A 13,527-nucleotide genomic window follows, 5' to 3' on the forward strand; every position below is an offset into this window, starting at 1 on the left:
GGTTACATTCCGAACCCGGAAGCTAAGCCTCACAGCGCCGATGGTACTGCAGGGGGGACCCTGTGGGAGAGTAGGACACCGCCGAACAAATATTGAAAGGGTTGGATCCTGAACTTCGGTTCGGGGTCCAACCCTTTTTTGTTTTGTGTCACTTGACGTTCACGTCGCGCGACCAACATCCAGGGCATGGGAACTGCTGCAATGCTCAGGGCCGCCGGCGTCGGAGTCGGTGACGAGGTCGTCGTGCCTGCCTTCGGGAACGTGGAAGTCGCCGAGGCCGTGGTCCTGACCGGTGGGCTGCCGGTGTTCGCCGATATAGATCCGGTGACGTACTGCCTTGACGCGTCCGCTGTAGAGGCGGCCACAACTCCGCGGACAGCGGCCGTCGTTGTCGTCCACCGTTTTGGGCGGCCGGCCGACATGGGGCGGTTGCTCGGGGTCGGGCAGAGGCACGGGCTTCTGGTGTTGCAGCACGGGGAGTCCGAGGCGCCGTACGACGAGATCGCTCAGCGGCGGCAGCGCGCGGCGTTTCTCGACCTCAAGTTGAGGGGTGTGCGGACGCCCGACGACGGGGACGGGCACACCTATCAGCAGTACGTCGTGCGGGTGCCCGGCAACGGGCGGCCCGATCGGGATGCCTTCGCTCGGGCCTTGCGGGCCAGGGGAGTTGACTGCCGGGTGCCGGTCAAGGCGCCGGTGCATCGCATGCCCGCGTTCCGGCGTTGCGTCTCGCTGCCCGAGACCGAGCTGGCTGCTTTTGAGACGCTGGCGCTGCCGGTGGACGCCTCATTGACCAAGCGGGACATGCAGCGGATCGTGTCCGCGTGCAACGCGCTCGGCGGGCTGTTGCAGCCGGCGTTCTGATCGTTCGGGCGTTGAGCGGGCGTAGTTGGGAGCATGGGTCTGTTCGGGGTATGATCTATTTCGTTGCCGCGAGGGAGACCTCGAAAGGTAGCTGGCCCCCCTAGCTCAGTCGGTAGAGCGTCTCCATGGTAAGGAGAAGGTCAACGGTTCGATTCCGTTGGGGGGCTCCACACAGAAGGCCCCGCCCAGTTGGGCGGGGCCTTCTGCATGCCTGTCGTCAGCCCGTCAGTCCTTCAGCAGGCCCGGTACGCGCATCGCCAGGATCGCCATGTCGTCGGACGGGGCGTCGGAGGCGAACCGTTCGACCGCGCGCATGATGCGGGCGGCCACCGCGCCGGCCGTCAGGCCCGTGCACGTCTTCAGGACGTCCGTGAGGCCGTCGTCGCCCAGCATGCGGGTTCCCTCGCGGCGTTCCGTGACGCCGTCCGTGACGCAGAGGAGGACGTCGCCGGGGTCGAGAGTGATCGTCTGCTCGTACAGCTCCAGGTCCTCCAGGACGCCCAGGAGGGGCTGGGGTTCGGCTGCCGGTTCCACCGTGCCGTCCTGGCGGAGGCGGAGCGGGAGGGGGTGGCCGGCGCAGACCACCTTCAGTACGGCGCTGCCGTCCTCCTGCGGCCACAACTCCCCGTACAGGAGGGTGAGGAAGCGGCTGCGGGCGCCCTCGTCGAGGATCGCCGAGTTGAGGCGCTCCAGGACCGCCGGGCCGCCGAAGCCCTCCCTGGCCAGCAGGCGGAGGGCGTGGCGGGCCAGGCCCGTCACGGCCGCCGCCTCCGGGCCCGTACCGCAGACGTCGCCGATGGCGAAGCCGTAGGCGCCGTCCCGGATGGGGAAGAGGTCGTAGAAGTCGCCGCCGACCTCGTTGCCCTCGCCGGCCGCGCGGTAGATGACCTCGACCTCCACGCCTTCGATATCGGGCAACTCCGGGGGCAGGAGGCTGCGTTGGAGGGACTGGCTGATTGCTGTGCGTTCGGAGTAGAGGCGGGCGTTGTCCAGGGCCAGGGCGGCTCGGCGGCTCAGGTCCTCGGCCAGTTCCAGGATTTCCTGGCGGAAGTGTTCGTCCGTCGGCTTGCCGAGGGTCAGCATGCCGATCACGCGGTTGCGGGCGACCAGGGGGAGGACGACCGTCTCGCCGCCGACCGCCGCCGCCGTGGCGAGAGTGGTACCGATGCCCGAGCTGACCGTGGCGGGCTCACCGAGGCCCAGGCTGCGCATGGAGGTACGCAGAGCAGCCTGGTGGGCCGCATCCGCGGGGGCCGACCAGACGCGAGCGCCGGGTGCGGGTACCGGGTCCGGCGGGGCGATCTTCGACAGGAGGGCCTTGAGGCCGTCGATGCGGTCCTCGTCCTCGTGCAGGACGTACGAGAGGTAGGGATCCGAGGCCTGGTCGGCGATCGTGTAGACCGCGCACCAGGTGGCCAGGGTCGGGACCGTCATCTGGGCCATCAGGGCCAGGGTTTGATCGCGGTCGAGCGTTCCCGCGAGGAGATCGGAAGCCTCCACCAGGAAGCTCAGTGAGCCTCGGCGCAGGCGTTCCAGTTCGCCGAGGCGGGCCGACTCCACCGCCAAGGCGATGCGGTCGGCGGCGAATTGGAGACGTAGGGCCTCTTCGTTCGTGTAGCGGCCCGGGGACTCGGCCGCGACGCCCAGGGCGCCGGTGAGGCGGCCCTCCACCTTCAGGGGGACGGTGACGACCGAGCGCATGCCCGTGCCGCTCAGGAGGGGGACGGCGCCGGGGACGGCCGAGAGGTCGTCGTGGACGGCCGGCATACGGGCCGAGCCGTAGCGGCCGGGGCCCGCCTCGACGGGGACGCGGGCGAAGCGCTGGCGGGCGGAGGGGAGGCCCGTGGAGGCCCGTACTTCCAACTCCGTCTCGTCGTCCGTGGCCAGGAGCAGGAAGGCGGCGTCGGCGTCGAGCATGTCGCGCGCGCGCTCCACCGTGCGCTGGAGCAGGCCGTCGAGGTCGTCCGGGGCCGGGGAGCCGATGAACACCTCGAAGGGGTCCGTGTTCTGGCCCTCCGAGGACGATGTCGTGTCGGTCGAGCTGCCGCGCAACGGGGTCTGAAGGACCGCCCGTTCGTGGTCGCGGACAAGGAGGCAGACCGTCGAGGGCTCGCCGCCCGTGTCGCGGACGCGGAGGTGAGAGGCGTACACCGGGCTGACGCGGCCGTTGGCGCCCCTTATGCCGTAGCTGCCTTCCCAGCGCGAGAGTTGGAGTGCCTCGACGATGCCGGTGCTCGTGCCGGGGGTGTGCGGCCAGGCGGCGAGGTCGGTGAGGGGTTTGCCGATGACCGACTCGGGCGCGTAGCCGAAGAGTTCCTCGGCGTCCTCGTTCCAGGCCGAGATGGATCCGGAGCGGTCGATCTGGATGACCGCGACCCGGACGCGGCCGTCGGCCAGCGGGAGAAGGGCGGCGGGGAGGGCCGGGCCCGCGGAGCGGGTGCCCACCGCGCGGTGGGGGAGGTCCAGTTGGAACCAGACCTGTTTCTTGGTGGGCGTGTACTCGACGCCCCAGCGGCCGGCCAGCGCCGCGCACAGCTGGAGGCCGCGGCCTCCCTCCCGGTCGGGGCTGCCCATGCTGGCGAGCGAGCCCTGAAGGGGGATCTCGCGTTCCGGGTAGAGGTCGGCCACCTCGATACGTACGCCGTCGTCACTGCGTAGGCACAGGACGTCCGCGGAGGTGCCGGCGTGGATGACGGCGTTGGTCACCAGTTCGCTCGTGAGGACCACGGCGTCGTCGACGATGTCCGCGAAGCCCCAGCCCTGGAGGGTGTCGCGGACGAAGGACCGGGCGGTCGCGACCGATCGTCCGACGGGGTCGAAGGTGGCGGCCGCGCGCGCGGTGATCACAGAACTCCTCGTCCGGTTGTCGGCGTGCAACGTGCCGGGGCCGACCCGCTCCTGCCGGGGCAGAGGCTGGTTCCCCGTCGGCCGGGGATCCTGGGGTGCTTCCCCGGGATGCAGTCCGGTGGTCATGGTGCGGTGCCCCTCCGATGCCTGCCCGCTCGTGGTCGTGCCACCGCCCAGGCCGGACGGACCGGTGTGGCTGGACAGCCGCATGCAAGGTTACTTACCTTCGCGGTCCATGCGGATGCAGGTCTGCAGTGTTTACGTCCCCAGAGTGTGCGGACGGTGTGCGAAGCTGCCGAACTGTTATGGCCTGGTTCAGACAGGGTGAAACACTGGGCAGGCTCCAGGAGAAGGTCTACGCACGGCTGGCAGTATCCGGGTACGCCCGAGTGATAGCAGAGCACGCAGAGCACGAACGGTCGACCCCTGCGGGAGGGACACAGTGGAGTCTGGCGCAGCGACGCGGGGCACTAAGACGCGCGCGAAAGGCGGACAGTCCCTGAGTAACCGGCGTAAACCACGCAACGGAACGATCGAGGTGGACGCGGCTTCCCTTGACCGGCTGCTGTCGGCTCTGGAGTCGATGCGTGACGGAAACTTCCGGAAACGGCTCACGGTGTCCGGCGGCGACGGCGTCATGTCGGAGGTCGCGGCGGTTTTCAACGAGGTGGCCGACCGTAATCTCCACTTGACGGGTGAATTGTCGCGCGTGCGGCGCATGGTGGGGCGCGAGGGGAAGCTGACCGAGCGGCTTGAGGCGGGTGCCAGTGAGGGCTCGTGGGCTGCGGCGATCGACGCGTCGAACGCGCTCGTCGACGATCTCGTACGTCCTGTCTCCGAGGTCGGCCGGGTGCTCAGCGCGGTCGCGGAGGGCGATCTGTCGCCCCGGATGGAGCTGCGGACGCAGGCCGCCGACGGCAACGGACATCCGCTGCGCGGGGAGTTCCTCAAGGTCGGGCGCACGGTCAACAACCTGGTCGACCAGCTGTCGACGTTCACCGACGAGGTCACGCGTGTGGCCAGCGAGGTCGGTACGGAGGGCAAGCTGGGCGGTCAGGCCCAGGTGCGTGGGATGTCCGGTTCGTGGCGGGATCTCACGGACTCGGTCAACACCATGGCGTACCGGCTGACGGCGCAGGTGCGGGACATCGCGCTGGTGACGACGGCGGTCGCGAAGGGTGACTTGTCCCGGAAGGTCACGGTTCACGTGGCCGGCGAGATGCTGGAGCTGAAGAACACCGTCAACACGATGGTCGATCAGCTGTCGTCCTTCTCCTCCGAGGTGACGCGAGTCGCGCGTGAGGTGGGGACAGAGGGTGAACTCGGCGGGCAGGCGCAGGTGCCTGGTGTGGCGGGTGTGTGGAAGGACCTCACCGATTCGGTGAATCTTATGGCCGGCAACCTGACGGCCCAGGTGCGCGGGATCGCGCAGGTGACGACGGCGGTCGCCAACGGTGATCTGTCACAGAAGGTGACGGTTTCGGCGCGCGGCGAGGTCGCGCAGCTCGCCGAGACGATCAACCAGATGACCGAGACGCTCCGGACGTTCGCGGACGAGGTCACCCGGGTCGCCAACGAGGTCGGTGGCGAGGGGCGGCTCGGCGGGCAGGCGAACGTGCCGGGTGCGGCGGGTACGTGGAAGGACCTGACGGACTCCGTCAACACGGTCTTCCGGAATCTCACCACCCAGGTGCGGGACATCGCCGCCGTGACGACCGCTGTGGCCAGCGGTGATCTGTCGCAGAAAGTCAGCGTCGAGGTCGCCGGCGAGATGCTGGAGCTGAAGAACACCGTCAACGGGATGGTCGACCAGCTGTCCGCGTTCGGTGCCGAGGTCACGCGTGTGGCGCGGGAGATCGGTGTCGAGGGTGAGCTGGGCGGCCAGGCGGAGGTGCCGGGTGCGGCGGGTACGTGGAAGGACCTGACGGACTCCGTCAACACGGCGTTCCGGAATCTCACCGGACAGGTGAGGAACATCGCCCAGGTCACGACCGCGGTGGCCAACGGTGACCTGTCCCAGAAGGTCACTGTCGACGTCTCCGGCGAGATGCTCCAGCTGAAGAACACCGTGAACACGATGGTGGATCAGCTGTCTAGTTTCGCCGATCAGGTGACGCGGATGGCCCGTGACGTGGGTACGGAGGGCCGCCTCGGCGGTCAGGCGCGGGTGGACGGCGTTTCCGGTACGTGGAAGGAACTCACCGACTCCGTCAACTTCATGGGTGGCAACCTCACCTCGCAGGTGCGGCAGATCGCCCAGGTGACGACGGCGGTGGCCCGGGGTGACCTGTCCCAGAAGATCGATGTCGACGCTCGCGGCGAGATCCTTGAGCTGAAGAACACGATCAACACCATGGTTGATCAACTCTCGGCCTTCGCCGACCAGGTGACCCGGGTCGCCCGTGACGTGGGTACGGAGGGCAGGCTCGGCGGCCAGGCGCAGGTGCCCGGCGTCGCCGGTGTGTGGCGCGACCTCACCGATTCCGTGAACGGCATGGCCTCCAACCTGACCGGCCAGGTGCGCAACATCGCGCAGGTCGCGACGGCGGTGGCCCGCGGTGACCTCTCCCAGAAGATCACCGTGGATGCGCGCGGTGAGATCCTCGAGCTGAAGAACACGCTGAACACGATGGTTGATCAACTGTCGTCGTTCGCCGAAGAGGTCACGCGCGTGGCCCGCGAGGTGGGTACGGAGGGCATCCTCGGCGGGCAGGCCGAGGTGCAGGGTGTCTCCGGCACCTGGAAGGACCTCACCCAGTCCGTGAACTTCATGGCGAACAACCTGACGATCCAGGTGCGCAACATCGCCGAGGTCACGACGGCTGTCGCCAAGGGCGATCTGTCGAAGAAGATCACTGTTGACGCGAAGGGCGAGATCCTTGAACTCGTCACGACGGTCAACACCATGGTTGATCAACTGTCGTCGTTCGCCGAGCAGGTGACCCGGGTGGCCCGCGAGGTGGGCACCGAGGGCATCCTGGGCGGCCAGGCGCACGCGTCGGGCGTCACGGGTATCTGGAAGGACCTCACCGACAACGTCAACCTGATGGCCAACAACCTGACCGTGCAGGTGCGGAACATCTCCCAGGTCGCCGCCGCCGTCGCCAACGGTGACCTGACCCGGACGGTGACGATCGAGGCGCGCGGCGAGGTCGCGCAGCTCGCCGACACCTTCAACACCATGGTCAAGACGCTGAGTTCGTTCGCGGACCAGGTCACCAAGGTGGCCCGTGAAGTGGGTACGGACGGCATCCTGGGCGGTCAGGCGCGGGTGCAGGGTGTGGCCGGTACGTGGAAGGACCTCACCGAGTCGGTGAACGGGATGGCCTCCAACCTGACCGGTCAGGTGCGCAACATCGCGATGGTCACGACGGCCATCGCCAAGGGTGACTTGACGAAGAAGATCGACATTGACGCTCGCGGTGAGATCCTCGAGCTCAAGACGACGATCAACACGATGGTCGATCAGCTGTCGTCCTTCGCCGAGGAGGTCACCCGAGTCGCCCGCGAGGTGGGTACCGAAGGCCAGCTGGGCGGTCAGGCACGCGTGCGCGATGTCGACGGCACCTGGCGCGACCTCACCGAGTCGGTGAACGAGATGGCCGGGAACCTGACCCGGCAGGTCCGCGCCATCGCGCGCGTGGCGACCGCGGTGACCCGCGGTGACCTCAACCTGAAGATCGACGTGGACGCCTCCGGCGAGATCCAGGAACTTCAGGACTACATCAACAAGATGATCGCCAACCTGCGCGACACCACGATCGCCAACAAGGAACAGGACTGGCTCAAGGGCAACCTCGCCCGTATCTCCGCCCTGATGCAGGGCCGTCGGGACCTGGACGACGTGGCCTCGCTGATCATGAGCGAGCTGACGCCGGTGGTCACCGCCCAACACGGCGCGTTCTTCCTGGCGATGCAGACGGTCGACGGCAAGGACCCGGCGAGCGCCCCGGAGAACGCGTACGAACTACGCATGCTCGGGTCGTACGGCTACTCCATGGGCTCCATGCCGACCTCGTTCCGGCCCGGTGAGGCGCTGGTCGGGACGGCCGCCCAGGAGAAGCGCACGATCCTGGTGGAGAACGCGCCGAGCGGCTATCTCAAGATCTCCTCGGGGCTCGGTGAGGCGCCGCCCGCGCAGGTGATCGTGCTGCCGCTGCAGTTCGAGGGCAAGGTGCTCGGGGTCATCGAACTGGCGTCGTTCACGCAGTTCACGCAGATCCAGAAGGACTTCCTCAACCAGATCGCCGAGATGATCGCGACCAGCGTCAACACCATCTCCGTCAACACCAAGACGGAGGTGCTGCTGAAGCAGTCGCAGGAGTTGACCGAGCAGTTGAGGGAGCGCTCGGCCGAGCTGGAGAACCGGCAGAAGGCCCTCCAGTCGTCCAACGCGGAGCTGGAGGAGAAGGCGGAGCTGCTGGCCCAGCAGAACCGCGACATCGAGGTCAAGAACACGGAGATCGAGGAGGCGAGGCAGGTCCTGGAGGAGCGCGCCGAGCAACTCGCCGTGTCGATGCGCTACAAGAGCGAGTTCCTCGCCAACATGTCGCACGAGCTGCGTACGCCGCTCAACTCGCTGCTGATCCTGGCCAAGCTGCTCGCAGACAACGCGGACACCAACCTCACCCCGAAGCAGGTCGAGTTCGCGGAGACGATCCACGGGGCGGGCTCCGACCTGCTCCAGCTGATCAACGACATCCTCGACCTGTCGAAGGTCGAGGCGGGCAAGATGGACGTCTCCCCGACGCGCATCGCTCTCGTACAGCTCGTCGACTACGTGGAGGCCACCTTCCGTCCGCTGACCGCGGAGAAGCGTCTCGACTTCTCCGTACGGGTCTCGCCGGACCTGCCCGCGACGCTGCACACCGACGAGCAGCGGCTGCTCCAGGTGCTGCGCAACCTGCTGTCCAACGCGGTGAAGTTCACCGACTCGGGAGCGGTCGAGCTGGTCATCCGGCCGGCGGGCGCGGAGGTCCCGGTGGCCATCCGGGAGCAGTTGCTGGAGGCGGGCTCCCTGCGGGACGCGGACGCCGACATGATCGCGTTCTCGGTGACCGACACCGGTATCGGTATCGCGGCCAGCAAGATGCGGGTGATCTTCGAGGCGTTCAAGCAGGCGGACGGCACGACCAGCCGCAAGTACGGCGGTACGGGTCTGGGGCTGTCCATCTCGCGGGAGATCGCGCGGCTGCTGGGCGGCGAGATCCACGCGCAGAGCGAGCCGGGCCGAGGCTCGACGTTCACGCTGTATTTGCCGCTGCACCCGAGTGAACTGCCCCCGCAGGGCTACGCGCAGCTCGCGCCGTCCCTGGAGGTCGGTGAACTGCTCGCCTCAGAGGCCGAGTTGGCCGGTGTGGACGTCGAGACGCCGGCCGAGGTGAAGTCGTACCACGAGACGCAGAACGGGCCCGCAGCGCTCTTCAGGCGGCGCCGCAGGGCCGTGTCGGTGGCCGAACTGAACGCCTCCTCCCGGGCGAACGGCCATTGGGCGGCGACCGGGGAGCCGGAGCCGGCACAGCAGCCGCGCCGGGGTATCCGGTTCGACGGCGAGAAGGTGCTGATCGTCGACGACGACATCCGCAACGTGTTCGCGCTGACGAGCGTCCTGGAGCAGCACGGGCTGTCGGTGCTGTACGCCGAGAACGGCCGGGAGGGCATCGAAGTCCTGGAACAGCACGACGATGTGACAGTCGTACTGATGGACATCATGATGCCCGAGATGGATGGGTACGCGACGACCACGGCGATCCGCAGGATGCCGCAGTTCGCCGGACTCCCGATCATCGCGTTGACCGCCAAGGCGATGAAGGGCGACCGGGAGAAAGCGATCGAGTCGGGCGCCTCGGACTACGTGACCAAGCCCGTCGACCCTGATCACCTGCTGTCGGTGATGGAGCAGTGGATGCGAGAAGAGTGATGGTTGAGCTGGGTGTTTCCGTCGAGAGGACGGGAACCTTCGGTGTGCGCACGGAGTTGCTGACTCAGGGTGGCCGAAGCCGTGTAGAAGTACGGGATTCGGGGAACCTTCTGGTCTCCCGCTGCGTTTCTGCTACGTGCACAGTGACATCGCGGTGACAGGGTGTGGCGACAGGCAGGGTGCGGCTACCATGACCGGCACGAGGACGGGCGGCGCAAGGGAGTCGTCCCCTGGGGCGGCGCTCGGTGGCGCTGCCCCAAGTCCTGAGGACAGGGGAGGCCCCAAGCCGGGGCGAGGAGGGCGGGCCATGGTGCAGAAGGCCAAGATCCTCCTGGTCGATGACCGGCCGGAGAATCTGCTGGCGCTGGAGGCGATCCTCTCTGCGTTGGACCAGACACTGGTGCGGGCATCGTCCGGGGAGGAAGCGCTCAAGGCACTTCTGACGGACGACTTCGCGGTCATTCTGCTGGACGTCCAGATGCCGGGTATGGACGGCTTCGAAACGGCCGCGCACATCAAGCGGCGGGAGCGGACCCGGGACATCCCGATCATCTTCCTCACCGCGATCAACCACGGTCCGCACCACACCTTCCGGGGATACGCGGCGGGTGCGGTGGACTACATCTCCAAGCCGTTCGACCCGTGGGTGCTGCGCGCGAAGGTCTCGGTGTTCGTCGAGCTGTACATGAAGAACTGCCAACTCCGCGAGCAGGCGGCCCTGTTGCGGCTCCAGTTGGAGGGCGGTGGCGGCAAGGCGGCGGTCGGTGCGCACAAGGAGCCGGCGGGCCTGCTCGCCGAACTCTCCGCTCGGCTCGCGGCCGTCGAGGAGCAGGCCGAGGCGCTGTCCAAACAGCTGGACGACGAGTCGGCGGACGCCGCGGCGGTGGCCACGGCGGCGCACCTCGAACGCAAACTCACCGGCCTGCGCCGGGCTCTGGACGCGCTCGAACCGGGCACCGGGAGCGCACCTCCGCTGCCGTCGCAGAACTGAGCCGTACTGACGCGTGCACGGGTGTCGCTTCGGTCGCACAACCCACCCGCGCATCGACCGTAGTTGCGCGTGAGCGCGCGTCAGTTCCGTGCTCACGCAAGGGCGACACGAACGGGTGAAGCAGTAGGCACACGTGTCCGCTGTCGTCTCCACCGGTAACCTCACACCCATGGCCTCACGTCCTTCCGCAGCCAAGAAGCCGCCCGCGAAGAAGGCAGCCGTGCCCGCGAAGGCTCCGGCGAGGAAGGCCGCGGCGAAAAAAGCCCCCGCGAAGAAGGCGCCCGCCAAGAAGGCCGCGGCGAAGAAGGCCCCGCCGGCTCCGGCGCCCAGCCCCACGGGGGGCATCTACCGTCTCGTACGGGCCCTGTGGCTCGGCATCGCGCACGCCGTCGGTGCCGTGTTCCGCGGCATAGGGCAGGGCGCGAAGAACCTCGACCCGGCACACCGGAAGGACGGCGTGGCACTGCTGCTGCTCGCCCTCGCGCTGATCGTCGCCGCGGGCACCTGGTCCAACCTGCGCGGCCCCGTCGGCGACCTCGTCGAGATGCTGGTCACCGGTGCGTTCGGCCGCCTTGACCTGCTCGTGCCGATACTGCTGGCGGTCATCGCCGTACGGTTCATCCGGCACCCCGAGAAGCCCGACGCCAACGGCCGGATCGTGATCGGGCTGTCCGCGCTCGTCATCGGTGTGCTCGGACAGGTCCACATCGCGTGCGGCGCCCCCGCGCGCAGCGACGGAATGCAGGCCATAAGGGACGCCGGCGGGCTCATCGGCTGGGGAGCGGCGACGCCGCTGACGTACACGATGGGCGAGGTTCTCGCCGTACCGCTGCTGGTGCTGCTCACCGTCTTCGGGCTGCTCGTGGTGACCGCGACGCCCGTCAACGCGATTCCGCAGCGGCTGCGGCAGCTCGGGATCCGGCTCGGCATCCTCCGTGACCCGGAGGAGGAGGACGGCTTCGCCGAGGACGACGAGCGGTACGACGACCAGTGGCGCGAGTCGCTGCCAGCGCGCTCCCGTAAGCGCGGGTCCGCCCCCGAGGCGTACGACCCGGACAGCGCGGAGCACGAGGCGCTCTCCAAGCGCCGGAGCCGCCCCAGGCGCTCCGCGGTACGGCAGCCCGACCCCGGGCGGCCCATGGACGCCGTGGACGTCGCAGCGGCCGCCGCTGCCGCGCTCGACGGGGCCGTTCTGCACGGGATGCCGCCCTCGCCGATCGTCGCCGACCTCACCCAGGGGGTGAGTACGGGCGGCGACCGCGAGGAGACGACGCCGACGCGCACTCCGGTCCCGGGGGCACGCCCCAAGCAGGAGAAGCTCAAGGCGGACCCGGTCAAGGCCGGGGTCCCGGACCTCACGAAGGCGCCCCCGGAGCAGATGCGCGACCTGCCGCCGCGCGCCGAACAGCTCCAGCTCTCCGGGGACATCACGTACGCGCTCCCGTCCCTCGACCTCCTGGAGCGCGGCGGCCCAGGCAAGACCCGCAGCGCGGCGAACGACGCGGTGGTCGCCTCCCTCTCGAACGTCTTCATGGAGTTCAAGGTCGACGCCGCGGTCACCGGCTTCACCCGCGGTCCCACGGTCACGCGGTACGAGGTCGAACTGGGCCCCGCGGTGAAGGTCGAGCGGATCACCGCCCTCACCAAGAACATCGCGTACGCCGTCGCCAGCCCCGACGTGCGGATCATCAGCCCGATCCCCGGCAAGTCGGCGGTCGGCATCGAGATCCCCAACACCGACCGCGAGATGGTCAATCTGGGGGACGTGCTCCGGCTGGCCGACGCGGCCGAGGACGATCACCCGATGCTGGTCGCGCTCGGCAAGGACGTCGAGGGCGGCTATGTGATGGCCAACCTCGCGAAGATGCCGCACCTGCTCGTCGCAGGTGCGACCGGCTCCGGTAAATCGTCCTGCATCAACTGCCTGATCACGTCGGTGATGGTCCGGGCGACACCTGAGGACGTCCGCATGGTCCTCGTCGACCCCAAGCGCGTCGAGCTGACCGCGTACGAGGGCATCCCGCACCTGATCACGCCGATCATCACCAACCCGAAGCGGGCCGCGGAGGCGCTCCAGTGGGTCGTACGGGAGATGGATCTGCGGTACGACGATCTGGCCGCGTTCGGATTCCGGCACATCGACGACTTCAACGAGGCCATCAGGAACGGCAAGGTCAAGCTGCCCGAGGGCAGTGAGCGCGAGCTCCAGCCGTATCCGTACCTGCTGGTGATCGTCGACGAGCTGGCCGACCTGATGATGGTGGCCCCCAGGGACGTCGAGGATGCCATCGTGCGCATCACGCAGCTCGCGCGCGCGGCCGGCATCCACCTGGTCCTCGCCACGCAGCGGCCGTCCGTTGATGTGGTGACCGGGTTGATCAAGGCGAACGTGCCGTCAAGGCTCGCCTTCGCCACCTCCTCTCTGGCCGACTCTCGGGTCATCCTGGACCAGCCCGGCGCCGAGAAGCTGATCGGCAAGGGCGACGGGCTGTTCCTGCCGATGGGCGCCAACAAGCCCACCCGTATGCAGGGCGCCTTCGTGACCGAGGACGAGGTCGCCGTGATCGTCCAGCACTGCAAGGACCAGATGGCGCCGGTCTTCAGGGACGACGTCACCGTGGGCACCAAGCAGAAGAGGGAGATCGACGAAGAGATCGGTGACGATCTCGAACTGCTGTGCGCGGCGGCCGAACTCGTCGTCAGCAGTCAGTTCGGGTCGACGTCGATGCTCCAGCGGAAGCTGAGGGTGGGGTTCGCCAAGGCGGGGCGGCTGATGGACCTCATGGAGACGCGGGGGATCGTCGGGCCGAGCGAGGGGTCCAAGGCGCGTGACGTTCTTGTGAAGGCGGACGGACTGGACGAGATGCTCGCGGTGATTCGTGGGCAGACTGAGGCGTAGGGAGCC

General features: G+C 68.3%; 5 protein-coding genes, 1 tRNA gene and 1 rRNA gene. 6 read left to right on the forward strand and 1 reads right to left on the reverse strand.

Annotation, left to right across the window (positions count from 1 at the left end):
* The 3 genes from rrf to ACH4TV_RS35735 form a co-directional block, all read left to right on the forward strand.
* Window positions 1-87, forward strand: a 5S ribosomal RNA gene (gene rrf, locus ACH4TV_RS35725); the annotation flags it as partial.
* A 114-nt stretch (window positions 88-201) separates the two neighbouring features.
* Entirely contained in the window at window positions 202-864 is a 663-nt protein-coding gene (locus tag ACH4TV_RS35730; protein WP_398405627.1) for a DegT/DnrJ/EryC1/StrS family aminotransferase, read from the forward strand.
* A 94-nt stretch (window positions 865-958) separates the two neighbouring features.
* A tRNA-Thr gene (locus tag ACH4TV_RS35735) sits at window positions 959-1,034 on the forward strand.
* A 55-nt stretch (window positions 1,035-1,089) separates the two neighbouring features.
* On the opposite strand, the gene ACH4TV_RS35740 is transcribed toward ACH4TV_RS35735, so the two are convergent.
* Window positions 1,090-3,837 (reverse strand): SpoIIE family protein phosphatase, encoded by a 2,748-nt coding sequence (locus ACH4TV_RS35740; RefSeq protein WP_398405628.1) that lies wholly within the window; start codon window positions 3,835-3,837, stop codon window positions 1,090-1,092.
* Window positions 3,838-4,153: 316 nt separating this feature from the next.
* Between ACH4TV_RS35740 and ACH4TV_RS35745 the strand changes: the two genes are divergently transcribed.
* The 3 genes from ACH4TV_RS35745 to ACH4TV_RS35755 all read left to right on the forward strand — a co-directional run bounded on the left by ACH4TV_RS35745 (window position 4,154) and on the right by ACH4TV_RS35755 (window position 13,521).
* Window positions 4,154-9,631, forward strand: coding sequence for a HAMP domain-containing protein (locus ACH4TV_RS35745; protein ID WP_398405433.1), 5,478 nt, complete (start codon window positions 4,154-4,156; stop codon window positions 9,629-9,631).
* A gap of 307 nt (window positions 9,632-9,938) precedes the next feature.
* Window positions 9,939-10,622, forward strand: coding sequence for a two-component system response regulator (locus ACH4TV_RS35750; protein WP_398405434.1), 684 nt, complete (start codon window positions 9,939-9,941; stop codon window positions 10,620-10,622).
* A 169-nt stretch (window positions 10,623-10,791) separates the two neighbouring features.
* Entirely contained in the window at window positions 10,792-13,521 is a 2,730-nt protein-coding gene (locus ACH4TV_RS35755; protein ID WP_398405435.1) for a DNA translocase FtsK, read from the forward strand.
* Window positions 13,522-13,527: the final 6 nt, after the last annotated feature.

Source organism: Streptomyces sp. NPDC020898 (assembly GCF_044333925.1).
In the GTDB taxonomy this organism is placed as follows: domain Bacteria; phylum Actinomycetota; class Actinomycetes; order Streptomycetales; family Streptomycetaceae; genus Streptomyces.

Excerpts from the sequence above, each read along its gene's own strand:
- ACH4TV_RS35730 (WP_398405627.1), top strand. The coding sequence starts at position 202 with ATGCTCAGGGCCGCCGGCGTCGGAGTCGGTGACGAGGTCGTCGTGCCT.
- ACH4TV_RS35740 (WP_398405628.1), bottom strand. The coding sequence starts at position 3,837 with ATGACCACCGGACTGCATCCCGGGGAAGCACCCCAGGATCCCCGGCCG.
- ACH4TV_RS35750 (WP_398405434.1), top strand. The coding sequence starts at position 9,939 with ATGGTGCAGAAGGCCAAGATCCTCCTGGTCGATGACCGGCCGGAGAAT.
- ACH4TV_RS35755 (WP_398405435.1), top strand. The coding sequence starts at position 10,792 with ATGGCCTCACGTCCTTCCGCAGCCAAGAAGCCGCCCGCGAAGAAGGCA.